At 72.0% G+C, this 26,002-nt stretch carries 24 protein-coding genes; 13 read left to right on the plus strand and 11 right to left on the minus strand.

The genetic code is table 11. The features are described from left to right. Nucleotides 1-123: 123 nt before the first annotated feature. The 4 genes from ACFYWL_RS07635 to ACFYWL_RS07650 form a co-directional block, all read right to left on the minus strand. A complete protein-coding gene (locus tag ACFYWL_RS07635; RefSeq protein ID WP_386968817.1) occupies nucleotides 124-549 on the minus strand; it encodes a CBS domain-containing protein in 426 nt (141 codons plus the stop codon). A gap of 58 nt (nucleotides 550-607) precedes the next feature. After that, a complete protein-coding gene (locus ACFYWL_RS07640) occupies nucleotides 608-2,377 on the minus strand; it encodes a proline--tRNA ligase (protein ID WP_386968820.1) in 1,770 nt (589 codons plus the stop codon). Nucleotides 2,378-2,446: 69 nt separating this feature from the next. Next, the gene (locus ACFYWL_RS07645) at nucleotides 2,447-2,860 is read right to left on the minus strand and encodes an RloB family protein (RefSeq protein ID WP_386968822.1); all 414 of its coding nucleotides are present in this window, start codon (nucleotides 2,858-2,860) and stop codon (nucleotides 2,447-2,449) included. 15 nt (nucleotides 2,861-2,875) lie between these two features. Then, nucleotides 2,876-4,165 (minus strand): ATP/GTP-binding protein, encoded by a 1,290-nt coding sequence (locus ACFYWL_RS07650; RefSeq protein WP_386968824.1) that lies wholly within the window; start codon nucleotides 4,163-4,165, stop codon nucleotides 2,876-2,878. A gap of 210 nt (nucleotides 4,166-4,375) precedes the next feature. Between ACFYWL_RS07650 and ACFYWL_RS07655 the strand changes: the two genes are divergently transcribed. From ACFYWL_RS07655 to ACFYWL_RS07665, 3 genes are all read left to right on the plus strand, one after another. Continuing rightward, the gene (locus ACFYWL_RS07655; protein WP_386968827.1) at nucleotides 4,376-5,143 is read left to right on the plus strand and encodes an SGNH/GDSL hydrolase family protein; all 768 of its coding nucleotides are present in this window, start codon (nucleotides 4,376-4,378) and stop codon (nucleotides 5,141-5,143) included. Nucleotides 5,144-5,193: 50 nt separating this feature from the next. Then, a complete protein-coding gene (locus tag ACFYWL_RS07660) occupies nucleotides 5,194-6,096 on the plus strand; it encodes a sulfurtransferase (protein WP_353900061.1) in 903 nt (300 codons plus the stop codon). 81 nt (nucleotides 6,097-6,177) lie between these two features. Beyond that, entirely contained in the window at nucleotides 6,178-7,896 is a 1,719-nt protein-coding gene (locus ACFYWL_RS07665; RefSeq protein ID WP_386968830.1) for an esterase/lipase family protein, read from the plus strand. Nucleotides 7,897-7,971: 75 nt separating this feature from the next. Here ACFYWL_RS07665 and ACFYWL_RS07670 read toward each other — a convergent pair whose 3' ends face one another. After that, nucleotides 7,972-8,358 carry a hypothetical protein gene (locus ACFYWL_RS07670; RefSeq protein ID WP_386968832.1) on the minus strand — a complete coding sequence of 129 codons (387 nt, stop codon included), beginning with the start codon at nucleotides 8,356-8,358 and terminating at the stop codon, nucleotides 7,972-7,974. Nucleotides 8,359-8,544: 186 nt separating this feature from the next. Between ACFYWL_RS07670 and ACFYWL_RS07675 the strand changes: the two genes are divergently transcribed. From ACFYWL_RS07675 to ACFYWL_RS07685, 3 genes are all read left to right on the plus strand, one after another. Next, on the plus strand, nucleotides 8,545-10,332 hold the full coding sequence (locus tag ACFYWL_RS07675; protein ID WP_386968835.1) for an HSP90 family protein: 1,788 nt from the start codon (nucleotides 8,545-8,547) through the stop codon (nucleotides 10,330-10,332). Nucleotides 10,333-10,341: 9 nt separating this feature from the next. Next, complete coding sequence (locus ACFYWL_RS07680; protein ID WP_386968838.1) at nucleotides 10,342-13,176, plus strand: hypothetical protein; 2,835 nt, start codon at nucleotides 10,342-10,344, stop codon at nucleotides 13,174-13,176. 109 nt (nucleotides 13,177-13,285) lie between these two features. Beyond that, the gene (locus ACFYWL_RS07685; protein ID WP_386968841.1) at nucleotides 13,286-13,909 is read left to right on the plus strand and encodes a TetR/AcrR family transcriptional regulator; all 624 of its coding nucleotides are present in this window, start codon (nucleotides 13,286-13,288) and stop codon (nucleotides 13,907-13,909) included. A 186-nt stretch (nucleotides 13,910-14,095) separates the two neighbouring features. On the opposite strand, the gene ACFYWL_RS07690 is transcribed toward ACFYWL_RS07685, so the two are convergent. After that, the gene (locus tag ACFYWL_RS07690; RefSeq protein ID WP_386968844.1) at nucleotides 14,096-14,380 is read right to left on the minus strand and encodes a hypothetical protein; all 285 of its coding nucleotides are present in this window, start codon (nucleotides 14,378-14,380) and stop codon (nucleotides 14,096-14,098) included. A gap of 20 nt (nucleotides 14,381-14,400) precedes the next feature. Beyond that, on the minus strand, nucleotides 14,401-14,811 hold the full coding sequence (locus ACFYWL_RS07695) for a hypothetical protein (protein WP_386968847.1): 411 nt from the start codon (nucleotides 14,809-14,811) through the stop codon (nucleotides 14,401-14,403). Between the two features lie 211 nt (nucleotides 14,812-15,022). On the opposite strand from ACFYWL_RS07695, the gene ACFYWL_RS07700 reads away from it, so the two are divergent. Continuing rightward, complete coding sequence (locus ACFYWL_RS07700) at nucleotides 15,023-15,790, plus strand: helix-turn-helix domain-containing protein (RefSeq protein WP_386968849.1); 768 nt, start codon at nucleotides 15,023-15,025, stop codon at nucleotides 15,788-15,790. Next, entirely contained in the window at nucleotides 15,781-15,972 is a 192-nt protein-coding gene (locus ACFYWL_RS07705; protein WP_386968852.1) for a DUF397 domain-containing protein, read from the plus strand. The genes ACFYWL_RS07700 and ACFYWL_RS07705 overlap by 10 nt, the downstream gene beginning before the upstream one ends. Before the next feature lie 328 nt (nucleotides 15,973-16,300). Here the strand turns inward: ACFYWL_RS07705 and ACFYWL_RS07710 are convergent, their stop codons facing one another. Further along, entirely contained in the window at nucleotides 16,301-16,570 is a 270-nt protein-coding gene (locus tag ACFYWL_RS07710) for a DUF4158 domain-containing protein (RefSeq protein ID WP_386968854.1), read from the minus strand. Nucleotides 16,571-16,807: 237 nt separating this feature from the next. On the opposite strand from ACFYWL_RS07710, the gene ACFYWL_RS07715 reads away from it, so the two are divergent. Further along, nucleotides 16,808-17,368, plus strand: coding sequence for a hypothetical protein (locus ACFYWL_RS07715; protein WP_386968857.1), 561 nt, complete (start codon nucleotides 16,808-16,810; stop codon nucleotides 17,366-17,368). Nucleotides 17,369-17,433: 65 nt separating this feature from the next. On the opposite strand, the gene ACFYWL_RS07720 is transcribed toward ACFYWL_RS07715, so the two are convergent. Together ACFYWL_RS07720 and ACFYWL_RS07725 are read right to left on the minus strand one after the other, a co-directional pair. Continuing rightward, entirely contained in the window at nucleotides 17,434-18,708 is a 1,275-nt protein-coding gene (locus ACFYWL_RS07720) for a rod shape-determining protein MreC (RefSeq protein ID WP_386968861.1), read from the minus strand. Next, complete coding sequence (locus ACFYWL_RS07725; RefSeq protein WP_386968864.1) at nucleotides 18,701-19,222, minus strand: SigE family RNA polymerase sigma factor; 522 nt, start codon at nucleotides 19,220-19,222, stop codon at nucleotides 18,701-18,703. The genes ACFYWL_RS07720 and ACFYWL_RS07725 overlap by 8 nt, the downstream gene beginning before the upstream one ends. A 211-nt stretch (nucleotides 19,223-19,433) precedes the next feature. Between ACFYWL_RS07725 and ACFYWL_RS07730 the strand changes: the two genes are divergently transcribed. Next, nucleotides 19,434-20,771 (plus strand): acetyl/propionyl/methylcrotonyl-CoA carboxylase subunit alpha, encoded by a 1,338-nt coding sequence (locus ACFYWL_RS07730; protein WP_386968866.1) that lies wholly within the window; start codon nucleotides 19,434-19,436, stop codon nucleotides 20,769-20,771. Nucleotides 20,772-21,117: 346 nt separating this feature from the next. Further along, nucleotides 21,118-22,038 (plus strand): hydroxymethylglutaryl-CoA lyase, encoded by a 921-nt coding sequence (locus ACFYWL_RS07735; RefSeq protein ID WP_386968868.1) that lies wholly within the window; start codon nucleotides 21,118-21,120, stop codon nucleotides 22,036-22,038. A 91-nt stretch (nucleotides 22,039-22,129) separates the two neighbouring features. Here the strand turns inward: ACFYWL_RS07735 and ACFYWL_RS07740 are convergent, their stop codons facing one another. Next, on the minus strand, nucleotides 22,130-22,702 hold the full coding sequence (locus ACFYWL_RS07740; RefSeq protein ID WP_386968871.1) for a snapalysin family zinc-dependent metalloprotease: 573 nt from the start codon (nucleotides 22,700-22,702) through the stop codon (nucleotides 22,130-22,132). Between the two features lie 216 nt (nucleotides 22,703-22,918). Between ACFYWL_RS07740 and ACFYWL_RS07745 the strand changes: the two genes are divergently transcribed. Together ACFYWL_RS07745 and ACFYWL_RS07750 are read left to right on the plus strand one after the other, a co-directional pair. After that, a complete protein-coding gene (locus ACFYWL_RS07745) occupies nucleotides 22,919-24,451 on the plus strand; it encodes an acyl-CoA carboxylase subunit beta (protein ID WP_386968874.1) in 1,533 nt (510 codons plus the stop codon). Between the two features lie 165 nt (nucleotides 24,452-24,616). Then, nucleotides 24,617-25,771: an acyl-CoA dehydrogenase family protein gene (locus ACFYWL_RS07750; RefSeq protein ID WP_386968876.1), complete on the plus strand. Its 1,155-nt coding sequence runs from the start codon at nucleotides 24,617-24,619 to the stop codon at nucleotides 25,769-25,771. The last annotated feature ends 231 nt before the right edge of the window (nucleotides 25,772-26,002 follow it).

A 26,002-nucleotide genomic window follows, 5' to 3' on the forward strand; every position in this document is an offset into this window, starting at 1 on the left:
TCCGGAAGAACTCTGCCTTGACCTCAGCGGAAACGACCACGGTCCTCGCAACCCCCAGAAGAACTAGGCGTTGCGAGGACCGCTAGACCCCAAGCCGGAGGCGTTAACAAGGGGCCCCTCCTTTCACACGGTCGGGGCCTGCTCGCTGATGTCGCTGAGCGCGGAGCTGGGGTCGAGCTGCATGGCGAGGTCGCCGAGGGAGACGATGCCGACGAGCTTGCGTTCGCCGTCGCACACGAGGACGCGGCGGATGCCGCGTTCCCGCATCAGCGACGCCGCCTCCCCGGCGGTCGCGTGCTGCTCGATCATCACCACCTCGCGCGTGATGACCGAACCGATCGTGGTGGTGGCCGGATCGCTGCGCTCGGCCACCGCCCGGACCACGATGTCGCGGTCGGTCAGCATGCCGGCGAGGCTCGCGCCCTCGGTGACCACCACGTCGCCGATGTCCGCCTCCTTCATCACCCTGGCCGCCTCGTCCAGGGTGGTCTCCGCGGGCAGGTAGACCACCTGCCTGGTCATCACGTCGCTGACCCGGTAACCGGTCATGGGAGCCTCCGAATACACACCAGTGCCGATCGGTAACCGGTACCCAGTGCGCCGCCCGCTACACCAGATCGCCCCGGGCGTGCAGCGCCTCGTCGCGCAGCCGGTCGACCAGCCCCGCCATCGGCAGCTCGGCCCGCTCCCCGGTGGCCCGGTCGCGCAGCTCGACGTACCCGTCGGCGAGGCGGCGGCCGACCACGACGGCGCGCGGGACGCCGATCAGCTCGGCGTCGGCGAACTTCACCCCGGCGGAGACGTGCGTGCGGTCGTCGACCAGCACCCGCAGGCCGGCGGCGGCGAGGCGTCCGCCCAGCTCCAGCGCCGCGTCGAGCTGCGGCCCCTTCCCGGCCGCAACCAGGTGTACGTCGCACGGCGCGACCGCCGCCGGCCACACCAGGCCCCGGTCGTCGTGGTGCTGCTCGGCGATCGCGGCGACCGCCCGGGACACGCCGATGCCGTAGCAGCCCATGGTGGGGCGGACCGGCCTGCCGGCCGGGCCGAGCACGTTGACGGCGAACGCGTCGGTGTAGCGCCGGCCGAGCTGGAAGATGTGCCCGATCTCGATCCCGCGCCGCATCCTCAGGGCGCCGGAGTCGCACGCGGGACACCGGTCGCCGGGGCGCACCTCGGCCGCCTCGATGGTCCCGTCCGGGGTGAAGTCCCGGCCGCAGACCACGTCGGTGGCGTGCCGGCCCGGCTCGTTGGCCCCGGTCAGCCAGGCCGTCCCGGGGACCACCCGGGGGTCGACGAGATACCGGACGCCCAGCTCGGCCAGCCGCTGCGGCCCGATGTACCCGCGTACCAGCTCCGGGTGGGCGGCCCAGTCGTCGAAGACCGACACGGCGGCCGGGGCGAGCGCCGCGCCGACCCGCTTCAGGTCCACCTCGCGGTCCCCGGGCAGCCCCACCACCAGCAGCTCGGTCTTTGCCGCGCCCGGCCGGCGTACGGTCAGCACGACGTTCTTCAGGGTGTCGGCGGCCGTCCAGTCGGCGCGGCCGGCGAGCCGGCGGGTGTTCGCCAGGTCCACCAGCGCGGCGATGGTCGGCGTCTCCGGGGTGTCGTGCACGGCCGACGCCGGCTGCGCGTCGGGATCACCGGCCGCCGGAGGCCGGGTGACGACCGCCTCGGTGTTGGCCGCGTAGTCGCAGGCCGTGCAGCCGACGAAGGTGTCCTCGCCGACGTCCGTGGCGGCCAGGAACTCCTCCGACGCCGACCCGCCCATCGCCCCGGACGTCGCGCGGACCACCGTGTGCTCCAGCCCCAGCCGGTCGAAGATCCGCCGGTACGCCGCCCGGTGCCGCTCGTACGCGGCGGTCAGCCCCGCGTCGTCCAGGTCGAACGAGTATGCGTCCTTCATCAGGAACTCGCGTCCCCGCAGCAGCCCGGCGCGGGGGCGGGCCTCGTCGCGGAACTTCGTCTGCACCTGGAACAGCGTCACCGGAAAGTCCCGGTAGGACGTGAACAGGTCCTTCACCAGCAGCGCGGCCAGCTCCTCGTGGGTCGGGGCGAGCAGGTGCTCGGCCCCCCGGCGGTCGGCGAGGGTGAAGAGGTCGTCGCCGTACTCGGCCCACCGGCCGCTGGTGCGGTAGGGCTCGGCCGGCAGCAGCGCCGGGAAGTGCACCTCCTGGTCGCCGATGGCCGTCATCTCGCCCCGGACGATCTCGGCCACCCGGTCCAGCACCAGCTTGCCCAGCGGCAGCCAGGTGTAGCCGCCCGGTGCGGCGCGACGGACGTACCCGGCGCGCAGCAGGAGCCGGTGGCTCGGCACCTCCGCGTCCGCCGGGTCCTCGCGCAGGGTCCGCAGCAGCAGGGTCGACATGCGCAACAACATCAGCGCAGCGTACGGCCGGTTACCGCGTAGGGGCGATCCGATTCGGCCGGCTGCCGCGTCCTCCGTACGTCAAAGGTCAACGGTGCGGACAGGCTCGATCGCCGCGAGGAGTTCGTGGAACGTTGACGAGGGGTTGTTGTCGGGAAACGAGGTTTGGTTGCTCGCGTGCCGCCTGTCCAGGGCAATCGCGCGTTCTGCCGCGTCGCCGCGCCTTTCCACGTAACGCCCGCCATCTATGCGCTTGCCCGGCCTTCCGTCGAGGAGACGGCTCTGCCGTTCCGCGTCACTGGTGGTCAGGAAGGCGTTGTGCTCCCGGAAATGGAGGATGAGCCACAGCTCGAAGCATGGGTTCGAGATCGCGAGCCGGATGCCGTGCCTGGCCGCGAGCCGGACAGCCTCATCGAGGTAGGGATGGTTCTGTGGCCATTCGACGTCGAACACGCACCAACACTCGTCCACTTCCTCGTCTTGGCGACGGTCCATCGCCCGCCGACATGATCAGCCGATCAGGCCGAGCGCACGCAGCACGTCCGTGCGATCGACCTCGGGCAGCGCGCCGAACCTGCCGTGGAGATATGCCTTCTCCAGGTTCTGCGACCGGCGCACCCGTTCACCGGCGAACTCGGCGAGAGCACCGAGGCGGGTGGATCCGTCTTCGCCCTTCTCGGTCAACCACACCTCGTCACGGTTGAGGTGGTTGAGCAGGCTCGTGTCGTGGGAGCTGAAGACCAACTGCGCACCCGAGGGATTGGTGGCGGGGTCGCTGAACAGGCGGATCACCTCCGCGGAAAGCGTGGGATGCAAGCTTGCGTCCAACTCGTCAAACAACAGGAGGGACCCGGTCTTCAACGCGCTCAGGACGGGGCCGATGAGCTGGAACCACGTGCGGGTGCCTTCCGACTCTGCCGACAGGTCGAACGGGACCCTTTCCTGGGCGGTGCGATGCACGAGTCGGATCCGTCGCTGCCTGCGCATCCGGCCGGCCTCCGGATCCGTGCTCGAAATGACCGCCTCGTGCTCGTCGATCACCACGTCGTCAATGCCGAGATCCGCCATCCGCAGCAGGGCGAGCGCCTGGGCACGGTCGGCTTTGAACTCCTCGTGCGGATCGGTGAAACCGGGCAGGACCGGCTGGTCCGAGCCGTGGGGTTCTTCGAACCAGCGACGGGTCGACGCACCCGACGCGGGGGTGGGGAACCGGCGGTTGAGACGTTGCCCGAACGTCTGCATGGACAGCACGAAACCCGCGAAGTCGGACACCAGGGGCTCATCGAACCGTCGGGCGATGGAGAGCGCCAGAGCCCGATCGGTCAGCAACTCGCGGGTGCCGGACAGCCTGCCGAGACCGCGCTGCAATGTCAGGCTCGTGCCTTCGCGCTCGAAGACCCTTCGGCGCTTCTTCTCCGGATAGTGGAACAGCGCCTCGTAGCGCACGATTTGGCGGTCCACCTCCACGACGTACTCGAAGCGGACCCCCCTGATCACCGCCTCAAGGGTGAACTCCGAGGCCCGGTCGCGGCCGTCGGCGAAGGCAAAGGGCTCGACGGGAACTGCGTCGTCCCAGAACCGGAGCGACTCGGCCACGGCGTTCCGTAGCCACGTCATCGCCGCGAGGAGGTTGGACTTGCCGGATGCGTTGGGACCGAAGACTGCGGCGACGGACAGCAAGCTCTCGTTGATGTTGGGTACGGGGCGTGCCTCGATCCGATCCCTGTCGACCGCGACCATCGACAGCTCGACGGGGTCGAGGATCGATCGGAAGTTCGCGGCCTCGAACCGGATCAGCATGGTTATCCCCTCGCATCTGCCGCGAGCATAGGCTGCTTCTCGTCGTAAATCTACGAGATGTGCCCTGTGTCGACACGTCGGATGCCGTCAAATCGTCGCTGCCGGGACATGCCCGATGACCTCCGCCACCTTGCGCGGCGGGCGGCAGCCCAGGGAAACCGACCGGTGACAGACTGGGTGCCGCAGGCAACGGAGGCGTGAGGAGACGGCGTGCGCTGGCGCAGTTTCGTGGCGGTGGGGGACAGCTTCACCGAGGGCATGGACGACGCGTATCCGGACGGCACCTACCGGGGCTGGGCGGATCTGGTGGCCACCCGGCTCGCCGCCGAGGCCGGCCCCGACTTCCGGTACGCGAACCTGGCGATCCGGGGCCGGATCTTCCCCAACGTGGTGGCCGAGCAGGTGCCGGCCGCGCTGGCGATGAAGCCCGACCTGATCAGCTTCGCGGCCGGCGGCAACGACGTGCTGCGCCGCACCTTCGATCCGGACGCGCTGGTGGCCCGCTTCGACGACGTGGTCCGGCAGCTCCGTTCCGGGGGCGCGGACGTGCTGCTGTTCCGGTTCGCCGACGTGATGGCCCGGCTGCCCGGGCAGCGGCTCGTCGCGCCCCGGGTGCACCTGCTCAACCGGGCCGTCGGGGAGACCGCCGAGCGGCACGGCGCGATCCTGGTCGACCTCTACGCCGACGACACCTTCCTCAACCCGATGCTGTGGAGCACCGACCGGCTGCACCTGTCGGCGGCGGGGCACCGGCGGGTCGCCGGGCAGGTGCTGACCGCCCTCGGCGTCGGCTGCGACGAGGACTGGCTGCTGGTCCCGCCGCATCCCGCGCCGACGCCGTGGCTGGCCGCCCGCGCCGCCGACCTGCGCTGGGCGGGCCGGCACCTGGCCCCGTGGATCAAGCGCCGCCTGACCGGCCGCTCGTCCGGCGACACCGTCACCGCGAAGCGGCCGGTGCTCGGCCCGGTCTCCGACTGACCGTGCGGACCATCCACGCCGCGTGACTGCCGCGGCGTACCTTGGGGGTCATGCCTGTGCCGAGTGATCCGAATCCCCGCCTCCAGTCGTACGCCGACCCGCAGCGGCTCGTCACCACCGACTGGCTCGCCGAGCACCTCGGCGACGAGGGCCTCGTCGTGGTCGAGTCCGACGAGGACGTGCTGCTCTACGACACCGGGCACATCCCGGGCGCCGTGAAGGTCGACTGGCACACCGAGCTGAACGACCAGGTGACCCGGGACTACCTGGACGCCGCGAGCTTCGCCGAGCTGTGCGCCGCCAAGGGCATCGGGCGGGACGACACGGTCGTCTTCTACGGCGACAACTTCAACTGGTGGGCGGCGTACGCCCTCTGGGTCTTCTCGCTTTTCGGGCACGCGGACGTGCGCCTGCTCGACGGCGGCCGGCAGAAGTGGGCAGCCGAGGGGCGGGAGCTGACCCGGGAGAAGGTCGCCCGGCCCCGCGCCGCGTACCCGGTGCCGGAGCGCAACGACGCGCCGATCCGGGCGTACCGGGAGCAGGTGATGGCGCACGTCGCCGCCGGCCGGCCGCTGGTGGACGTGCGCTCGCCGGGCGAGTACACGGGCGAGATGCTGCACATGCCGGACTACCCGCAGGAGGGCGCGCTGCGCGGCGGGCACATCCCGGGCGCGGTGAGCAAGCCGTGGAAGTCGGCGGCGAACGACGACGGCACGTTCAAGTCGGCCGACGAGCTGCGGGCGATCTACGCCGACCAGCTCGGGCTGAGCCCGTCCGACGACGTGGTGGCGTACTGCCGCATCGGGGAGCGGTCCAGCCACACCTGGTTCGTGCTGCACCACCTGCTCGGCTACCCGCAGGTGCGCAACTACGACGGCTCGTGGACCGAGTGGGGCAACCTGGTGCGGGCCCCCGTCGTGAAGGGCGACCAGCCGGGCGGCCTGGCCGGCTGACCCATCGTTCCCCGGGGCACGGGCGTCTGGCCCCGGGGAACGCAACGGCCGGCACCCGTCCTTCTGTGGGCAATGTGCCGGATGCGCCGACACGGAGCCCGCCACCGGTGGAGCCTGCGAGAGGAGCAGGACCGCGACGGTGGCGAGGAGGCCGTGTTGACCCTGGACCGCAGGCTCGTCGCGCTGCTCGTGCTGACCGCCGTGTTCCCGGCGGTCGAGGCCGCCGTCCTGGTCGCCATGGGCTTCGTGGCGGCCGAGGGGATCGCGCCCCAGGTGAGCGCGGTCTGGCCGTACGACACGTACCACGACCTGAGGTGGCTGTTCGTCTACCACCAGTCGTGGCTGGAGTTCGCCCTCTGGCTGGCCTACATAGCGCTCACCCGGGGCGGGCTGACCACCATCCTGGTCGCGCTGGCCTGGCCGGTCGAGGCGCAGCGACCACCCGTACGCCAGTTGTTGAAGCGCAACATCGGTATCTCCGCGGCGGTCACGGTCCTCGTCCTGCCGTGGGCGGTGATCTCGGTGGCCGCGTCGGTGGTGGCGCTGTCCTGGGTGCTGCTCGCGTCGCTGCTGCCGATGTTCCTGCTCGCGCCGTTCCTGCAACGGGCCGCCGCCGTCGGGCCGTGGTGGCGGGGACTGCCCTCGCTGCCCCTGGTGGGGTGGACGCTGCTCAACTTCGTGGTGCTCACGATGGCCGGGGCGGTGGCGTGGAGCGTGCCCGGCTGGTGGACGGTGCCGGTGGCAGGGGCGGCGGGCGTGGCCAACGGCATGCTGTGGAACCGGACGGTACGGGCGGCCGTGCTCGCGCCCCGGCTGCGGTGGGCCCGGGTGCCGGTGGCCCCGATCGTGGCCCTGCTGGCACTCGTCGTGCCGCTGCTGATTCCGTCGCTGGTCAGCACGGTGCCCGGCAACCAGTTGCGCACCGAGGACGTGCTGCTCACCCGGCCGCTGCCGGCGGAGGTCACCGAGGCGGTGGTGGTGCTGGCCGGCTACGGCTCCGCGTACGGGGGCGAGCAGCCGCCCGACCCGAGGGCGGAACGGTTCTCCTACCGGGGGCTGGGCCCCGACGGCAAGCCCCTGCCCTACCGGCCACAGGACACCACCATCTCGGTGGCGGACAGCGTCGGGCTGCTCGCCGCGCAGGTGGACCGGCTGCACCGGCGTACCGGCCGGAAGGTGGCCCTGGTCGGGGAGAGCGAGGGCGCGATCGTGGCCCGCACCTACCTTGCCCAGCGGCCCCACCCGGCGGTCGTCGCGCTGGTCATGTTCAGCCCGCTGATCAACGCCGGCCGGGCCTACTACCCGCCGCGCGGGCAGGAGCACGGGTGGGGCGTGGTCACCGGCTGGATGCTCCGCGCCCTGTTCGGGCTGGGGCGTCTCGCCGGTGCGCCCGGCAACGGGCCGGACGAGCCGTTCATCCGGTCGCTGCTCGACGACGCCCCCTTCTACCGCAACCAGCTCATGTGCCCGGTGCCCGGCGTGCGGATGGTCGCCTTCCTGCCGTACACGACGGCCGCCGAGGCCCCGCCCGGCGACTACACCGGCATCCCGGTCTTCCAGACCCCGGGCGTGCACGGCGGCCTGCTCAACCGGGCCCTCGTCCAGGACCGGCTGGTCAACTTCCTCGGCGGCGAGCTGGTCCAGCGGACCCGCCGCGAGTATCCCCTGCTCCAGCGGCTCGGGGCCGCGTGGCAGGCGCCCCCGCTGACGATCTCGGCCAACCCGGTGTGGGAGGAGAGCGAGCAGCCGGACCCGGCGCTGACCGGCAAGGCCTGCCAACCGGCCCGGAAACCCCGCTGAGGCGGTGACGCGGCCGACCGGTCAGGCGGTCTGCCGGTGGCTGGTCAGGCAGTCAGTCGGCGGCCGGTCAGGCGGTCAGTCGGTGGCCGAGCGCCGCTGCCGCAGCACCAGCCGGGCGGCGGCCAGGGCCAGCCCGAGGACGATCAGCACCCGGAGCGGGTTGTACGTCAGGAGCAGCAGGTGCGTCGCGACGGCGGCGGCGACGGCGAACAGCGCGAGCCGGGCGGACCAGCGCCGGCCCAGCGGCACGAGCGCCCCCGCCACCACCAGCAGCGCCCCGGCGGTCAGGCTCGCCCAGGCCCAGCCGGTGAGGTCGTAGTGGTAGAACGCGCCGCCCTCGATGGAGACGTACGGGTCGCCGACGAGGTCGCCGACGCCGGCCAGCACGTCGAAGACGCCCGCGCCGCCGAGCAGGATCCCCGCCAGCACCAGCGGGCGCTCGTTCGTGCCGCCGTCGACCACCGTGCCCCCCGTCCGGCCCGTTCCGCTCCGGCGCGCGTCCCGGCCTTCAGGCTAGGGGCCGTACGGCCGGGTGTCCGGCGATCAGCCGTACGGCCGCGTGTCCGGCGATCAGGCCGACCGGGGGCAGCCACGCGTCGGTGATCACCGGTACGGTGAGCGCCGGCATCGGACCGGGGAGCAGCAGCGTTGGACCGCACCTTCCAGGTCGACCTACGAGGCGTGGTCGACCTGCTCAGTCATCACCTGTACGGCAGCCCACGGGTCTACGTCCGTGAGCTGATGCAGAACGCCGTCGACGCGATCACCGCGCGCCGGGCGGGCGAGCCCGACGCCCCGGCGCTGGTGCGGATCTTCCCGCCCGAGCTGACCGGCGACGGGACGCTGCGGGTGCACGACACCGGCATCGGCCTCACCGAGGCGCAGGTGCACGAGCTGCTGGCCACCATCGGCCGCAGCTCCAAGCGCGACGAGCTGGGCTTCTCCCGGCACGAGTTCCTCGGCCAGTTCGGCATCGGGCTGCTCTCCTGCTTCCTGGTGGCCGACGAGATCCGGGTGGTCACCCGGCACGCCGACGAGCCGACGGTGCTCTGGACGGGCTACGCCGACGGCCGGTACGCCGTCGAGGTCGCGCCGGCCGGGCAGCAGCGCCCGGAGCCCGGGACGACGGTGACGCTGGTGCCGCGCCGCGACGCCGACCAGTGGTTCGCCACCGCGACCGTCACCGAGCTGGCCCGGCTCTACGGGTCGCTGCTGCCGGTCACCGTCCGGGTCGGCGACACGGTCACCACCACCGGCGGGCCGCCCTGGCCGACCGCCCCGGGCGCGGGCGTCGACCGGCCGGCCCTGACCCGCTACGCCCGCCAGCTCCTCGGCGTCGACCCGTTCGACGTGGTGCCGCTGTCGGTGCCGGAGGCCGGCCTGACCGGCGTCGCGTTCATCCTGCCGACCCCGGTGAACCCGGCGGCCCGCGCCGGCCACCGGGTCTACCTCAAGCGGATGCTGCTCACCGAGCACGCCGACGGGCTGCTGCCCGACTGGGCGTTCTTCGCCCACTGCGTGGTCGACGCCGGTGAGCTGCGGCCCACCGCCAGCCGCGAGGCGCTCTACGAGGACGCCCTGCTCACCGCCACCCGGGAGGCCCTCGGCGAGCAGGTGCGCGGCTGGCTGGTCCGGCTGGCCCGGCACGACCCGCGCCGGCTCGGCGAGTTCCTCCAGGTGCACCACCTCGGAGTCAAGGCGCTCGCGCTGCACGACGACGAGATGCTGCGGCTGGTCGACCAGTGGTGGCCGATGGAGACCAACGTCGGCACCCTCACCCTGGCCGAGTTCCGGCAGCGCCACGGCCTGGTCCGGTATGCGGCCAGCCTGGACGAGTTCCGCCAGCTCGCCGCCGTCGCCGCCGCGCAGGACCTGGCGGTGGTCAACGCCGGGTTCACGTACGACACGGAGCTGATCGAGCGGCTGCCGGCCATCGACCGGTCGGTGCTCATCGAACGGCTGGAGCCCAGCGACCTGACCACCCGCTTCGACGCCCTCGACCCGGCCGTCGAGCTGGCCCTGCGGCCGTTCCTCGCCGGGGCGCAGCGGGCCCTGGAACGGCTCGGCTGCGAGGTGGTGGTGCGGGCGTACGACCCGGTGTCGCTGCCCGCGCTCTACCTGGTCAGCCGCTCGGCGGCGTTCAACGACCAGCTCGCCGCGACCCGGGACGCCGCCGACGAGCTGTGGGGCGGCGTGCTCGACGCGCTCGCCGCGTCCGCCCCGCCGGACCGCCCGCAGCTCGTGCTCAACCACCGCAACCCGCTGGTCCGCCGGGTCACCACCCTCGACGACCCGGAGCTGGTCGGGCTCGCCGTCGAGGCGCTGTACGGGCAGGCCCTGCTGCTCGGGCACCACCCGATCCGCGCGGCCGACGCCGCGCTGCTGAACAGTTCCTTCCTCGGCCTGCTCGGCCGGGCCGTACCGGGACGGGAGTGAGTGGCACCGATGAGTGACGACGAGCTGTGGCGGATGCTGCACGAGAGCAGCGGCATGCCGTACGGCGCCGGGCGCACGGCCGCCCTGGAGCAGCTGCTGCGCCGCGCCGACGGCGGCGACGACCGGCACCTGGCGTTCGCCGTGCGGATGCACGCCACCACCGCGTACGTCTACGGCGGCGAGCCGGCGAAGTCCTTCGTCACCTTCTCGTGGTGCCTGGCCGAGTTCGACCGGGACCCGCAGCCCTACCACGAGCGGTACGCCCACCAGCTCCTCTGGCACTTCAAGTACATGGTCAACGCCATGCTGAAGTTCCCCGAGCTGCCGCTCGACCGCACGTACGCGGTGCTCGACGACATGCAGCGCCGGTACGCCAACGCGGGGCACAGCCTCCAGGCCGTGCACAAGCACCGCTACCTGGTCGCCGACCACGTGGGCGACGCCGAGGCCGCCGAGCGGTGGTACCAGGAGTGGCTGACCGCCCCGCGCGACGAGCTGTCCGACTGCGCCGGCTGCGATCCCACCACCCAGGTCGCCCACCTCGCCCACGTGGGCCGGCACGACGAGGCGGTGGCGCTGGCCGAGCCGGTCCTCGCCGGCCGGCTGACCTGCACGGAGCAGCCGCAGGCGATCCTCACCGCGCTGCTGGTGCCATACCTGCGCTCGGGGCGGGGCGACGCGGCGCGGGACGCGCACCGGGAGGCGTACCGGCGGCTGCGCGGCAACCTGTCGGACCTGTGGGACATCGGCGACCACGTCGAGTTCTGCACGCTGACCGGCAACGAGGCGCGGGCCGTGGAGATCGTCGAGCGGCACCTTGACTGGCTGGACCGCGCGCCCACCCCGGCCGCCGCGATGCACTTCGCGGCCACGGCCGCCGCCGCGCTGCGCCGCGCCGCCGGGGCCGGCGACGTCACTCTGCACCGCCGGGCGGCCGGCGACCGGCCGGCGGGCGAGGTGTCCGCCGCCGCGCTCGCCGCCGAGCTGACCGACACCGCGACCGCGCTGGCCGCGCGGTTCGACGCCCGCAACGGCACGACCCACCAGTCGGAGTGGATCGCCCGGCGGCTGGCCGCCGGCCCCGACGGCGAGCACCTGCCGCTGTCGGCCAGCCTCCGCCGTCGCCCGGCCCGCCGGCCCGAGCCGCCGGCGGCACCGGCCCCGGCGGCCACCGTGCCGGCCGAGGCCACCGCCGACGAGCTGCTCGACCTGGCCGACGAGCGCTGGCGTACGCACGACCGGGCGGGCTTCGCCGCCGCGCTGGCCGCCTACGACGAGCGGTTCGGGGCGGCCGGGCAGCCGCCCCGGACGGCGGCGCGGCGGCTGGAGCTGCGGGCCGGCGAGCTGACCGACGCCGACGGCCCGCAGGCGGCGCAGGAGGCGAACCGGGCGGCGCTGGCCGCGTACCGGGAACTGCCGGACCCGGTGCGGGAGCAGGTGGTCGCCGGCCGGCTCGGCGCGCTGCTCTGCCTCACCGGCGACGGCGAGGAGGGGCTGGCGCTGGCGCGCGACGCCGCCGACTTCCTCGCCGGGCACGGCGACGCCCGGGAGCGGGCCGCCGGGCACGACCGGCTCGCCCTCGCCCTGGCGCACCTGCACCGGTGGGAGGAGGCGCTGGCCGCCGCCGACCGGGCCGCCGCCGATGCCGACGTCGACCCGTGGCTCGCCGCCCGGGTGGCGCTGCACCGCGCGCACGTGCTGGAGGAGCTGGAGCGGCCGGAGGAGTTCCGGGCCGCGGCCGAGCTGGCCCGCCGGCTCGCCCGCGAAGTGGGCGTGGGCGAGCTGGTCACCGCCGCCACCCTGGCGTACGCGCGGGCGACGGACGACCCGGCCGAGCGGGTGGCCGCCTGCGACGAGGCGCTGGAGACGGCCCCGGCGCAGGCCCGGCTGCCGGTGCGGGTGTTCCGGGCGCGGGCCCTGCTGGGCGCGGACCGGGCGGCCGAGGCGGTGGAGGACTTCGCCGAGGCGGTGACCCTCTGCGTGGAGCAGGGCGCCGACGGGGACGCCTTCCTGCGCTGGGAGTTGGCGAACGCCTACCGGGCGGCCGGGCGGCCGGCGGAGGCGGCCGAGGTGGCGGAGGAGGCGGTGCTCGGGCTGGACCGGCTCGGGGCGCAGGCCGAGGCGGACCGCTGCCGGCACCTGCTGGCCGGGATCTACGTTGACCTCGGCGAGCTGGATCCGGCGCTGGCCCTGCTGGACCAGCTCGCCCGCAACCTCGACGGGCCGGACAACCTGCCCCACCGGGGGCAGGTGCTGGAGGAGGCCGGCGGCCTGCTCTACGACGCCGACCGGGACGCGCTGGCCGCGCAGCGGTTCGCCGAGGCGGCCACCGCCTACCGGCTGGCCGGTGCGCCGGTCGACGAGCTGCGCGCCCGCCGCCGGGAGGCCGACGCCCTGAACTGGTCCGGGGACGTGCCGGCGGCGGTGCGCGCCGTCGAGGTGGTGGACGGGCTCGCCGCCGCGCTGACCGGCCGGCCGGAGGCGCCGCCGGTGGTGACGTACGAGGCGGCGCTCGCGGCGGAGGTCGGCGCCCGGGTGCTGGCCGCCGACGACCGGCCGGACGAGGGGCTGGACCGGCTGGCCGGGGTGCCGGCCCGGCTACGGTCGATCGAGGCGTTCGGCGAGGCGGCCCGGGTGGAGCTGCTCGGCGGCGAGCTGCTGATGCGCGCGGGCCGGCCGGGCGAGGCGGAGCCGCTGCTGCGGGAGGTGCTGGGCGGCCTGCCCCCGGGCTCCCGGCCGGCGTCCCAGGCGGCGTGGCTGCTCGCCCGGGTGCTCGACGAGCTGGGCCGCCCGGACGAGGCGGCGGCGGTCCGCGAGGAGCACGGCCTGGGCGACGACGACTGACGGGGCGACGACGACTGACGGGGCGACGACACGACTGGCGGGGCGACGACGGCTGGCGGGGGCCGACCGGCGGGTAACCCCGGCGTCCGGGCGGGTCTACGCTTGCCGGGTGACGGTGGAACAGCGGGCACGGGGGGCGGCGGGCGGCGTGGCGGGCACTGGCAGGCGACGGTCGCGGCGGGACGAGATCCTGGAGATCGCGGTCGGGCTCTTCGCCGCGAGGGGCTACCACGGCGTGTCGATGGACGACATCGGCGCGGCGGCGGGCGTCACCGGCCCGGCCCTCTACCACCACTTCGCCGGCAAGGAGGCGATGCTGGCCGCCGCGCTGATCCCGGTCAGCGAGGGGTTGCTCGACGGCGGGCGGGAACGGGTCACCGGCCATCCCGACGACCCGCGGGCGGCGCTGGAGTCGCTGATCGACTTCCACGTCGAGTTCGCGCTGGCCAACCCGGCCGTGATCGCCCTGCACCTGCACGAGCTGGACCGGCTGCCGGACGAGCCGCGCCGCCGCATCCGCCGGCTCCAGCGGCTCTACGTGGAGCAGTGGGTGACGGTGCTGACCGCGCTGCACCCGGGCCTGCCCGACGGCGAGGCGCGGGTGCTGGCGCACGCCGCGTTCGGCCTGATGAACTCGACGCCGTTCCTCGGCGGCGAGGTGGACCGGCAGCGGCGGGCCGCGCTGCTGCGCGCCGCCACGCTGGCCGCCCTCCTGGCCGAGGCCGACGCCTGAGCCCTGCTTCGCGACGGTGCTCGACCGGGACAAGATCACGCCCGAGGCCGGGACAAGATCACGCTCGATCAGGGAAGTAGTCGTGTCGTTTCCCGCCGGAGGCCACTCTTTCCAGGATCGAGCACGATCTTCGGCCTGCGCCTTCCCATACGTCGACACAGGCCCTGGCCCCATCGCTCCGGGCGGTCAGTGGCGCTCGGTCCGGCGGGAACAGGTCGGGGAGAGCCAGCCGAGGAAGCGGGCGTGCATCGCGGCCCTGTCGGGCCGGCCGCCGAGCCGGTACATGTCGTCCATGGCGTCCCGCATCGCGGCGGCCAGGTAGAACGCGAGCGCGACGCTGTGGCCGTGGAACTCGGCCGGCAGGTCGAGCCGCGCGGGCGGGCAGGGCCACTGGGCGGCGCAGACCCGGCAGAGCCAGGCGGGGCGCATCGGTAGGTGCCGGCGGGGCAGCACGGCACCCGGAGGTGGCACGAGGGAACCCGGGCGGGGCATCAGCGCACCCGGGCCGGGCTCGTGCCCTGGGCGGGCGCGGCCTGCCGCAGGGCCGGGTTCGTGCCCCGGGTCGGGCTCGTGCCCCGCGCGGGCGCGGCCTGCCGCGGGGGCGCGGCCTGCCGCGGGGGCCCGGCGAGCCGGTGCAGCCCCTCGCGCAGCACGAACAGCTCGCGTTTGGCGACGGCGTCGCCCCGGGCGTCCAACTCGTACGCCTCGATCCACGTCCAGCCGTGGTAGGTGTGCCGGTCCCGCACCTCACGGATGACCCGTACGGTGATCGGCTTGACGAACTGCGGGCTCGCGGCGCGGGTCAGGTGCAGCACGTCGCCCGGGGCGATCGGCCGGTCGGTCACCGCCGCCTCCCGGCCCCGGCGGGTTGCCGGCGCGGTCGGTGCTTCTCGCTGCGGCATCTGCTTCCCCTGTCCGTCGCCTGTGGAGAGGGGGCCGCCCGCGCTTGGTGCGCAGGACCGACCGGGCGACCCCCTCGACGAACGCGGGCCGGGGCTCCGTTGCCCGCCAACCCACGCCGTCCCACAAACAACCTGTCGGATAGTGACAGGACCCAAACACATCGTTAGGTTAGGACTTCCGGACGTTCAGGACGGTGAGGCAGGAGAAGCCATGAATCACGGGTTGATAGCGGCCATGGCCCAAGCCGGCGAGACTGCGGAGAGCCTCGCAGCTCAGGTGGGAGTGGACCCTAAGACCGCTCAGCGGTGGGTGAGCAAGGGGCGCATCCCGAGGCCGCAGCGCCGCTCGCAGCTCGCGGCCATCCTCGGCCGGGACGTAGAGGACCTTTGGCCGGACGTCCTGAAGCGTCGTGAGCCGGCGTGGTTCCGGCCGTGGGTGGAGATCGAGCGCGAGGCCGTCGCGCTGCGCGGATTCGAGCTTGCCTGGGTGCCGGGCCTCCTACAGACCGAGGCGTACGCGCGGGCGACGGTCGCAGGCGAGGGCCTGTCGCCGTCCGAGGTCGACGAGTTGGCGGCGACGCGGCTCGCTCGTCAGGCGATCCTGCGACGGCACGGCGGCCCGCTGTTCGTCGCCGTCATCGACGAGGGCGTCCTGCGCCGCGCCCGCCCCGATGCCCGCGAGCTGATGGCGGCGCAGATGGAGCACCTGGTGGAGTGCGCGCAGCTTCCCTCGGTGCAGATCCACATCGTGCCGGCGTCCGCCGGGATGTACCCGGGCTTCGGCGGCCCGTTCACCCTCGCCGAGTTGCCCGACGGGGCACGCGTGGCCTATGTCGACAGTCAGGCGCAGGCACAGATCCTGGAGCAGGGGGCGGATCTTGTTACCCTGGAGCGACGGTGGGAACGCATCCGGGGCGAGTCCCTGTCTCGGTCGCAGTCTCTGGATCTTCTGAGGGAAGCGGCGGCAGCATGGACATGAACGACGCGCAGTGGCGTAAGTCGACGAAGAGCGGCAACAACCAGGGCAACTGCGTCGAGGTCGCCGACAACCTGCCCGGCGTCGTCCTCGTCCGCGACACGAAGGACCGCGACGGCGGGACCCTCTCCTTCTCGCCGGCCTCGTGGCGCGGCTTCGTCGAGCTGGCGAAGCGCGTCGCCTGACCCGCTCACCCGCAGCCCTTCGACCCGCAGGCCCCCTCGCAATACGCGGAGATCTGTTGGTACAGCTTCTTCAGCCGCCGGTCTCCGTCGCGCGCTCGTCGTCCGCTACGCAGTGCTTCAGGATGTCGACGGTGATGGGCCAGTTCGGGCCCTTTGGTGGCGGGGGCGCCGAGCGCCCGTCGCTCCCGCAGCCACCCCGCCGCCGCGTCGAATAGCGGCTCCGGGGCCGTCCCGTCGCGCAGGCCCCGCGCATCCACCTACGCCCGAAGCTCATCCTCCGACTCGACGAACTCCGTGTACTCGGACCCGCCGCAGCTCACGGACGTGATCATGACGAGTGTTCTCCCGCTTGCCGTACGCCTTCAACGCCGACGCGTCCGTCGCCCAACTGCGCGGCGAGATAGTCGACCACCTCCGCCGGCACGTCCGTCGGATCGTCGAAGAACACCCAGAGGAATCGCACCGTGGTCATCTGTACCGCGAACCCGAGCCAGTTGTGGGCCCGCCGCTTCGGCTCGTTCAACGCCCGGTCCGCGTCGTTCAGAAAGAAGAACCGCTCCAACTCCGTTCGGGACGGAGCCTGTTGTACGCCGCGCACTTCGCGGCCTGCTCACCCGTCAGGAACTCGACCGACACCCGGACCTTCAGCCAGCCAGTGATCAAAACGGCTGTCGAAGGCTTCGTCCTCGCCGACCCCCTGGTCAAAGCATCCTTAAGCCTCCCGAACCATTCCCTCACGTAGAGGCTCTTGGCAATACCACATGTCCGCCGGGTGCATTGTCCCGATGCTGGTGAGAAGTCGTACAAAGAGAGACCTCTTGGAGCCGTCGCTGCCATGACCACAGGCCTGCTGCTATTGGCTGCTCCGGCTCAAGGAGCGCCTAAATCCGAAGCGGTCGGCGGTGAGCCGGCGAAACCGGCGGTTAGTGCTGCCGAGATCGAGGCGAACAATGCCGCCGTGTGGGCGTCGCTGCCGCCGAACGTGACCATGAGGGTTGTCGGGAAGATGCCCAAGCTTCAGGGTCCGATCGACCACTACACTCAAAACGGCCCTACCGTCACGACGGGAGTGACTCCTTTCGCGGCGTCCACGATTCCCTATTCCTTCACATTTGATGGAGTGTGGAGTCTGGACGGCCGAGATTTCAAATCTACGCAGACGACTTTCTGCAAGGATATTGAAGCCACGTGGGATTTTCCCCAGGGGTCTTATCATGAGTTTAAGGTTAGCCTTTCAGCGGGCGGGACTATCACTGTTCCCACTGACGGCGTAACGCGTACCTGGTGCTGGTCGAACGTTCCGACGAACACAACTATGCACTTCCACTACTTCTCTACGGGTAACACCGGCGGTGACATCGCAAAGGCTTCTGGCAGCGGTTCGGTCCACTACTGACCTGCAGGCCTGCTGAGGATGCGCGGAGGGCAACTTACCTCCGCGCATCCTTGCGGTGGCCGCCGTCAGCCAGCGGATGGCGTCATGATCGACAATCTGGTCAGGTTGGCAAGGTTGGCTGTTGGCGTAAGCTCCACCGTGGTCGCGCCCGCCGCCTTGTCCGCAGACGCTCGCCCGATCGTGACAGCGCCAACCTGATTGCTCTGCTGGGACGGATCCGACATCAAGACACGGTTGGTCTGGTAAATCTTACCGTCTGCGGGAACGCCTTCCATGACCAGCTTTCCGCCGGTGCCGCGTACGGAACCCGGAACATTACTGATATTCGTATACACCTGGCCGGCGAATCCGGTGCTGGTAACGAGGTCGACAGTGGCTTCGCCGCGGATGGTATCGACTGCCGTTACGCGTCCGACCACACCTTCGGCGACGACGGCTAGTTGCCCTCGCCGGACTCCCTGATCCTTCGGGAACGCCACAATCATCTGTTGGCCGTTCCTGCCGATTACCTCAGCGGGTACGGCCCGCGCGTCGCCGTCCACACCGCCCTCACCAGGTACCTCGAACACCTTCGTGAGGCTGGCGAACGGTCGCTTCGGCTTGATGAACCCCGCGATCGTCGTCGTCTGCGCGGTCGCAGCGATCGGGAATCGTTTTACCACAAGGCGACTGGTGGGTCCGTCTGGTTCTTGTACGATTTGGTCATCGACGGCGGTACTCGACACCCGCACTGCTGTCACGCCCGGCATGGCGAGGGCAATGGCATAGGTGCCCGCAGGGTCGTTACTAACCGCGCCGGCAGCTCCGGACAACCGTGGACTGACCAGACTTATCACCTGAGTCTTCACCGGGTCGGGCGCCGGCCGATCAACCCGCATTCGCAAGGCGTCCGCCGCACCGGAATCACCGGTGAAGAATGCCAATCGCGCGGCGCCCTGCTTGTCGTATCCCTGCAGGACGACCACCGTCGAGCGCAGGCGTGGGTGGCGCGTCGCGACAAGGGCGCGAACATCAGTGTGTGGGCCTGCCGCGTTGGTACGTTCCCAGACGCTGGTGGCCTCACGTACCAGGCCAGCGTCTACGTCTCCCACCGGGGACCAGCCCAGAAACGGGCCATCCGGCGGCGGTGCAGCGAGTTGCGGTGAGGGCCCGAATCCGACAACCTGAAACATCGTGACCAGCACCGCCACGCATGCTGCGGCCGCGGCTCCGGCGGCGATACGCCGCCGCCCGCGACGCCGGTCTGCCCGCCACATGATCTTGCCTTCATAGCCCTCGGTCGGTGTCACCGACTCGGCCAGATCCGCCAGGCCGTCACGCAACTCGGTCATGTTATGCATAGCGCACCTCTTGATCAGCAACAGCGTCGGCCTCAACCCACCGCTTACGCAGAGTCTGCAGACCCCTTGATGAAAGACTCTTGACCGTGCCAACCGAACAACCCAGTACGTGGGCCGTGTCCTTCTCGGACAGGTCCTCATAGAAGCGCAGCACGACGGCGGCACGCTGGCGTGCTGGCAGCCCGTCCAACGCCCGGCGGAGCAAGTCCCGCTGTTCCACCCCTACGTACTCGTCGCGTGTCTGACTCTCCATCAGCCGACCCAAGGGCTGTTCCCACCAGGATCGGCGCCGCCTCCAGGTCACGAAGGTGTTGACTAGAATGCGCCGAACATAATGATCGACGCCTTCTGAGTGTTGCAGTCGCGGCCACACCACAACCGTCTTGGCCAACGTCGTCTGGACCAGATCCTCGGCTTTCCCTCGGTCTCCGCACAGCAGGAAGGCAGTCCGGAGTAGGGATCCGTAACGCGCCCGTACAAAGGCTGTCACCTCTTCATCCTCGCGATCATGCATCAGCCACCCGCACCCTCAGTTTCAATCTCACGGCCACTACCTACGCTCTCGCCCCCAGAAACCGTTGCCGTGACTCCGGAACTTCTTGACGTCCACGGGCACCTTGACACGGACTGCTGAGTCCGCCCCGCCGCCACGCGCTTGACTCGTGGACGCTCCGTCACCCATGGTTCCCTGGCATCGTCCCCACCCCTGGACGCTGGAGGAGAACATGATCGAATCGCTGCTGGTGGCCAACCGCGGCGAGATCGCCCGTCGGATCATCCGAACCGCGAACCGGCTCGGAATCCGCGCGATCGCTGTCCACTCGGAGGCCGACGCCGGCCTGCCGTTCGTGACCGAGGCCGACGAGGCCGTCTGTGTGGGACCGGCGAACCCGGCCCAGAGCTACCGCAACGTCGAGGCCATCCTCGCCGCCGCCAAGTCGACCGGCGCGCAGGCGATCCACCCCGGTTACGGCTTCCTGTCGGAGAACGCCGACTTCGCCCGTACCGCCGAGAGCAGTGGGCTGATCTGGGTCGGGCCCGGCGCGGACGCGATCTCCGCGATGGGCGACAAGATCAACGCCCGGAACCTGATGGCGGCGGCCGGGGTGCCGGTCGCGCCCGGCACCACCGAGCCGGCCGCCGACCTCGACGCGGCGGTCGCCGCCGCCGCGCAGATCGGCTACCCGGTGATGGTCAAGGCCGCGGCGGGCGGCGGCGGCATGGGCATGGGCGTGGCCGCCGACGAGGGGGCGCTGCACAGCGAGTACGACAAGGTGCGCGCGTTCGCCGAGCGGATGTTCGGCGACGGGTCGGTGCTGATCGAGCGGTACTTCCCCCGGGTGCGCCACGTCGAGGTGCAGATCCTCGGCCTGGCCGACGGCCGGGTGGTGGCGCTCGGCGAGCGGGAGTGCTCCGTGCAGCGCCGCAACCAGAAGCTCGTCGAGGAGTCTCCCTCCCCGGCGGTCTCGCCGGAGCTGCGCGCCCGCCTCCTGGCCGCCGCCGTGCGGGCCGGCGAGGCGGTGGGCTACCGCAACGCGGGCACGGTGGAGTGCCTGTTCGACCCCGCCACGCAGGAGTTCTTCTTCCTGGAGATGAACACCCGGCTCCAGGTCGAACACCCCGTCACCGAGCTGGTCTACGGAGTCGACCTGGTGGAGGAGCAGCTCCGGGTGGCCGCCGGCCTCGCGCCGACGTTCGACCCGGACGCGCTCGCGCCGCGCGGCCATGCCATCGAGCTGCGGATCAACGCCGAGGACCCGAAGCGCTTCCTGCCCGGCCCCGGCACGATCACGACGTGGCGCGAGCCGGTCGGCGAAGGCGTGCGGGTCGACTCCGGCTACGTCGACGGCAACACGGTCACCCCGTTCTACGACAGCCTGCTGGCCAAGCTGATCGTCGACGGCCGGGACCGGGCGGAGGCGATCGAGCGGGCCCGCGCGGCGGTCGCCGCGTTCGAGGTGGCCGGCCCCAAGTGCAACCTGCCGTTCTTCGCCGAACTGCTGGAGAACGAGGAGTTCCTCTCCGGCGACTACGACACGGGCATCGTCTCCCGCATGCGCTGACCCCCCGCCCCGCCCCGCCCCGCGCCCCGCCCCGCTTCGCGCCTCGCCCCGCCGCGCTTCGCCGCGTTGATCAAGAGGTTTGCGTCAGGATCCGGCGTGCCCGGTGACGCAAACCTCTTGGTCAACTTGGCGGGGGAGGGGAGGGCGGGGGCCGGCGGGGCGGCGGGGGCGGCGGGCGGTGGTGGGCGGTGGTGGGGCGGGCGGGGGGCGGTCTGGCGGTGGGGGGCGGCGTTCTGGTTGTCTGGAGGGACCCATTGGCCGTTTGGCTTCGCCCCGTCGGCCGTCCTCACGAGGGGCGGCGGCGCGTGCGGCACCCCCGGCGGCCCGACGTCACAGCGAGGTGACCATGACCCAGATGCCAGTGGCGGTCTCGATCCGGGAGGTCGGGCCGCGCGACGGGCTCCAGAACGAGGAGCCCATCCCGACCGACGCCAAGGTGCGGCTGCTCGACGCGCTCTCCGGCACCGGCGTGCGACGCATCGAGGCGGTGTCGTTCGTGCACCCCAAGGCGATCCCGCAGATGGCCGACGCGGACGAGGTGTGGCGGCGGGCCGCGAAGGCCGACGGGGTGCGCTACTCGGCGCTGGTGCCGAACACCCGGGGCGCGCAGCGGGCCCTGGCGGCCGGGTTCACCGAGATCGAGGTGGTGGTCTCGGCCAGCGACACGCACAACCGGCGCAACGTCAACCGGTCCACCGCCGAGTCGCTTGACGACATCGCCGAGCTGATCGACCTGCTGCACGGCGCCGGGGCGACCGCCGAGGTGATCGTGGCGACCAGCTTCGGCTGCCCGTACGAGGGGGACGTCGACCCGGCGCGGGTCGCCGCCATCGTCGACCGGGTGGTCCGCGACGGCGCGGACCGGGTCGCGTTCGGCGACACCACGGGCATGGGCACGCCGCGCCGGGTCCGCGAGCTGATCAGCGCGGTACGCGACCGCAACGCGCACGTGCCCGTGCTGCTGCACTTCCACAACACCCGGGGCACGGCGCTGGCCAACCTGTTGACGGCCCTGGAGCTGGGGGTGACCGAGTTCGACGCCAGCGTCGGCGGCCTCGGCGGCTGCCCGTACGCGCCGGGGGCCAGCGGCAACCTGGCCACCGAGGAGGCGGTGCACATGCTGCACGACATGGGCATCGACACCGGCATCGACCTGGCGGCCCTGGTCGAGGTGGCGGAGCTGGCCGAGGAGCTGCTCGGCAAGAAGCTTCCCTCCGGCGTCCTGCGGGCGGGCCCGCGTACCCGACTGACGCCCCTGCCGGCCTGACGGGGCGGCGGGCGGCGGGGCCGGCCGAAGGGGCCGGGAGACGCGGCGGAGGGGCCGGCACGCCGCCGGCCCCTCCGGTGTTCCCGCTCGGTCAGCTCACCGGGGCGAGCGCGGCGGGCCAGCTGTCGCGGAAGACGGTCGATCCGCTGTCCGTGCCGCGCTCGGTGGCGCTGCGGGTGCCGGCGAAGAGGCTGGTCACCCGGCTCGCCTCGGCGCTGCTCGGGTACGGGTTGGTGCAGCTCGTGCCGGCGCTGCCGCCGGACATGAGGATCGCGCAGTTGCCGTTGTAGTTGTCGGGCAGGCCGAGGATGTGCCCGATCTCGTGGGTCATGATCCGCAGCGGGCTGTACTGGGCGGCCTGCTGGGTGTCGATGTAGACCCGTCCGTTGCCGAGGCTGGTCCGCACGGCGTACGAGCCGCCGCCGGTGATCTGGTAGATCCGGAGGTTGGTGCCGCAGTTCGCCGTGAGCGTCAGGTTCGACGTGGCGTTGTTCCAGATCGTGGCGGCCTGGTTGGCGATGCTGGCGTAGCTCGGCGCCTGGCTGGTGTTGTAGCAGATGGTCATGGCAGCGGACGCGGGCGACGGGTTGGCGAGGGTGACGCCGAGGGTCGCGCCGGCCGTGGCGACCATCGCGACCAGGGTCCGGCTGATTCGTGAGGCCATCGCTGACTCCAATCCGGGAGGGGGTGTCGGGAGCCTAACGATTATCATCTATGCATTTCAATATCTGGATCACGATCGGTCGATCGGCGGCCCGTTCGGCGTCCGGTCCGCCCCGGGGTCGCCGATCGGGCGGCGGATGGGATAACCTAACGATCGTTCAGGGTGGTCGGCGTGCCCGCGCGGCGGCCGGCACGGTGGCGGCGATGGGGAGTCGGCGTGACGCTCGACGGTGAGGCACTGGAGCAGCTGCGCAAGCGCGCCCGGGCCGGCGGTGCGGACAAATACCACGCGGCCAACTCGGCCAAGGGCAAGCTCTTCGCCCGCGAGCGGGTGGCGCTCCTGGTCGACGAGGGCTCGTTCGTCGAGGACGGCCTCTACGCCAACGCCCTGGCCGAGGGCCTGCCCGCCGACGGCGTCGTCACCGGCGTCGCCGCCATCGACGGCCGGCCGGTCTGCCTGATGGCCAACGACTCCACGGTCAAGGCGGGCAGTTGGGGCGCGCGCACCGTCGAGAAGATCATCCGGATCATCGAGCGGGCCTACTCGACCGGCGTGCCGATGGTCTACCTGGTCGACTCGGCCGGCGCGCGGATCACCGACCAGGTCGACCTGTTCCCCGGCCGGCGCGGCGCCGGAAAGATCTTCTGGAACCAGGTCCGCGCCTCCGGCTCGATCCCGCAGGTGTGCGCCCTGTTCGGGCCGAGCGCGGCCGGCGGGGCCTACATCCCGGCGTTCTGCGACGTGGTGGCGATGGTCGAGGGCAACGCCAGCATGTATCTCGGCTCCGACCGGATGGTCGAGATGGTGACCGGCGAGAAGACCACCCTGGAGGCGATGGGCGGGGCGCGGGTGCACTGCGCCGAGTCCGGCGTCGGGCACTTCCTCTGCAAGACCGAGGCCGAGGCGCTCGACGTCGTCCGCCGCTACCTGTCCTACCTGCCGGCCAACTGGACCCAGCCGCCGCCGGCCGCCGAGGCGACGCCCGCGCCGGCCAAGGCCGACCTGGCCGCGCTCGTGCCGGCCAGCGAGCGGCAGGCGTTCGACATGCGCCGGTACGTCAAGGGCCTGCTCGACGACGGCAGCTTCTTCGAGATCCAGGCGCTCTGGGCCAGGGAGCTGACCATCGGCTTCGGCCGGCTGAACGGCGAGGTCGTCGGCGTAATCGGCAACAACTCGATGTTCAAGGGCGGCGTGCTCTTCGTCGACTCGGCCGACAAGGCGACCCGGTTCGTGCAGCTCTGCGACGCGTTCAACGTGCCGCTGCTGTTCCTGTCCGACGTGCCCGGGTTCATGGTGGGCAGCGCGGTGGAGAAGCAGGGCATCATCCGGCACGGGGCCAAGATGATCACCGCGATCTCCGAGGCGACGGTGCCGAAGATCTGCGTCGTGGTCCGCAAGGCGTACGGCGCGGGCCTCTACGCGATGGCCGGCCCCGGCTTCGAGCCCGACGCGACGATCGCCCTGCCCACCGCGAAGATCGCGGTGATGGGTGCGGAGGCCGCCGTCAACGCCGTCTACGCCAACAAGATCGCGGCCATCGCCGACGAGGCGGAACGCGCCGCCTTCGTCGCCGCCAAGCGCGCCGAGTACGAGCGCGACATCGACGTCGTCCGCCTGGCCAGCGAGCTGGTGGTCGACGCGATCGTCGAGCCGCACGAGCTGCGCGCCGAGCTGGTCCGCCGGTACGCCGCCGCCCGCACGAAGGACCGGCACTTCTCCCGCCGCCGGCACGGCGTCACCCCGGTCTGACCCACCGCGCCCGGGCCGGCGCCGCCACCGCGACGCCGGGCCGCCACCGTGACGCCCCACCAGCACAGCGACGGCCACCACCGACGGCCACCACCGCTACCCAGGACCACCCCACCCCGTCGGCGTCACGAGCGCCCGGCAGGGGACTGCGTACAGGAGGAACCGATGGACTTCCGGCTCACCGAGGAGCAAGAGGCGCTGCGGTCCAGCGTGCGGGACTTCGCCCGCGAGGTGGTCGCCCCGGTCATCGCCGAGCACTACGAGAAGCACACCTTCCCGTACGAGGTGATCCGGCAGATGGGCAAGATGGGCCTGTTCGGCCTGCCCTTCCCCGAGGAGCACGGCGGCATGGGCGGCGACTACTTCGCGCTCTGCCTGGCCCTGGAGGAGCTGGCCCGGGTCGACTCCAGCGTGGCGATCACCCTGGAGGCGGCGGTCTCCCTCGGCGCGATGCCGATCTTCCGCTTCGGCACGGCCGAGCAGCAGGAACGGTGGCTGCCGAGGCTGCTCAGCGGCGAGGCCCTCGCCGGCTTCGGCCTCACCGAGCCCGGCACCGGCTCGGACGCGGGCGGTACCCGGACCCGGGCCGTCCTCGACGAGTCCACCGGCGAGTGGGTGATCAACGGCTCGAAGGCGTTCATCACCAACTCGGGCACGGACATCACCGCCCTGGTCACGGTCACCGCCGTCACGGGCACCCGGCCGGACGGGTCGAAGGAGCTGTCCACGATCATCGTCCCGTCCGGCACCCCCGGGTTCACGGTCGCCCCGGGCTACTCCAAGGTCGGCTGGACCGCCTCGGACACCCACGAGCTGACCTTCGACGACTGCCGGGTGCCGGCGGCCAACCTGCTCGGCGAGCGGGGCCGGGGCTTCGCCCAGTTCCTGCGCATCCTCGACGAGGGCCGCATCGCCATCGCCGCCCTGGCCGTCGGCCTCGCCCAGGGCTGCGTGGACGAGTCGATCAAGTATGCGAAGGAGCGCCAGGCGTTCGGCCAGCCGATCGGCAACTACCAGGCCATCCAGTTCAAGATCGCCGACATGGAGCTGAAGGCGCACACCGCCCGCCTGGCCTACTACGACGCCGCCACCCGGATGCTGGCCGGCGAGCCGTTCAAGCGGCAGGCGGCGATCGCCAAGCTGCACGCCAGCACGGTCGCCGTCGACAACGCCCGGGAGGCGACCCAGATCCACGGCGGCTACGGCTTCATGAACGAGTATCCGGTGGCCCGGTTCTGGCGCGACTCGAAGATCCTGGAGATCGGCGAGGGCACCAGCGAGGTCCAGCGCATGATCATCGCCCGCGACCTCGGCCTGTGAAAGGAAGGGCCCCCTATTAACGCCTGAGGCATAGAAGGGTCCCCTTCTTACGCCGCTGGGCAGCGCCGGCCGCCGCTGGGCAGCGCCGGCCGCCGCTGGGCAGCGCCGGCCGACGTCGCTGGGCAGCGCCGGCCGACGTCGCTGGGCAGCGCCGGCCGACGTCGCTGGGCAGCGCCGACCGCCGGGCGCTGTCGGATATCCGCGCCGGTCAGCGTCGGCAGGGCGACGGTT

Source organism: Micromonospora sp. NPDC002575 (assembly GCF_042889525.1).
Taxonomy (GTDB): Bacteria; Actinomycetota; Actinomycetes; order Mycobacteriales; family Micromonosporaceae; genus Micromonospora; species Micromonospora carbonacea.

What these genes read in the sequence shown, in the direction of transcription:
- ACFYWL_RS07635 (WP_386968817.1), bottom strand. Translation starts at nt 549, where the DNA reads ATGACCGGTTACCGGGTCAGCGACGTGATGACCAGGCAGGTGGTCTAC.
- ACFYWL_RS07700 (WP_386968849.1), top strand. Translation starts at nt 15,023, where the DNA reads ATGAATCACGGGTTGATAGCGGCCATGGCCCAAGCCGGCGAGACTGCG.
- ACFYWL_RS07705 (WP_386968852.1), top strand. Translation starts at nt 15,781, where the DNA reads ATGGACATGAACGACGCGCAGTGGCGTAAGTCGACGAAGAGCGGCAAC.
- ACFYWL_RS07640 (WP_386968820.1), bottom strand. Translation starts at nt 2,377, where the DNA reads ATGTTGTTGCGCATGTCGACCCTGCTGCTGCGGACCCTGCGCGAGGAC.
- ACFYWL_RS07725 (WP_386968864.1), bottom strand. Translation starts at nt 19,222, where the DNA reads ATGCATGATCGCGAGGATGAAGAGGTGACAGCCTTTGTACGGGCGCGT.
- ACFYWL_RS07750 (WP_386968876.1), top strand. Translation starts at nt 24,617, where the DNA reads ATGGACTTCCGGCTCACCGAGGAGCAAGAGGCGCTGCGGTCCAGCGTG.
- ACFYWL_RS07660 (WP_353900061.1), top strand. Translation starts at nt 5,194, where the DNA reads ATGCCTGTGCCGAGTGATCCGAATCCCCGCCTCCAGTCGTACGCCGAC.
- ACFYWL_RS07665 (WP_386968830.1), top strand. Translation starts at nt 6,178, where the DNA reads ATGCGCCGACACGGAGCCCGCCACCGGTGGAGCCTGCGAGAGGAGCAG.
- ACFYWL_RS07695 (WP_386968847.1), bottom strand. Translation starts at nt 14,811, where the DNA reads ATGCCGCAGCGAGAAGCACCGACCGCGCCGGCAACCCGCCGGGGCCGG.
- ACFYWL_RS07730 (WP_386968866.1), top strand. Translation starts at nt 19,434, where the DNA reads ATGATCGAATCGCTGCTGGTGGCCAACCGCGGCGAGATCGCCCGTCGG.
- ACFYWL_RS07680 (WP_386968838.1), top strand. Translation starts at nt 10,342, where the DNA reads ATGAGTGACGACGAGCTGTGGCGGATGCTGCACGAGAGCAGCGGCATG.
- ACFYWL_RS07735 (WP_386968868.1), top strand. Translation starts at nt 21,118, where the DNA reads ATGACCCAGATGCCAGTGGCGGTCTCGATCCGGGAGGTCGGGCCGCGC.
- ACFYWL_RS07650 (WP_386968824.1), bottom strand. Translation starts at nt 4,165, where the DNA reads ATGCTGATCCGGTTCGAGGCCGCGAACTTCCGATCGATCCTCGACCCC.
- ACFYWL_RS07720 (WP_386968861.1), bottom strand. Translation starts at nt 18,708, where the DNA reads ATGCATAACATGACCGAGTTGCGTGACGGCCTGGCGGATCTGGCCGAG.
- ACFYWL_RS07645 (WP_386968822.1), bottom strand. Translation starts at nt 2,860, where the DNA reads ATGGACCGTCGCCAAGACGAGGAAGTGGACGAGTGTTGGTGCGTGTTC.
- ACFYWL_RS07740 (WP_386968871.1), bottom strand. Translation starts at nt 22,702, where the DNA reads ATGGCCTCACGAATCAGCCGGACCCTGGTCGCGATGGTCGCCACGGCC.
- ACFYWL_RS07715 (WP_386968857.1), top strand. Translation starts at nt 16,808, where the DNA reads ATGACCACAGGCCTGCTGCTATTGGCTGCTCCGGCTCAAGGAGCGCCT.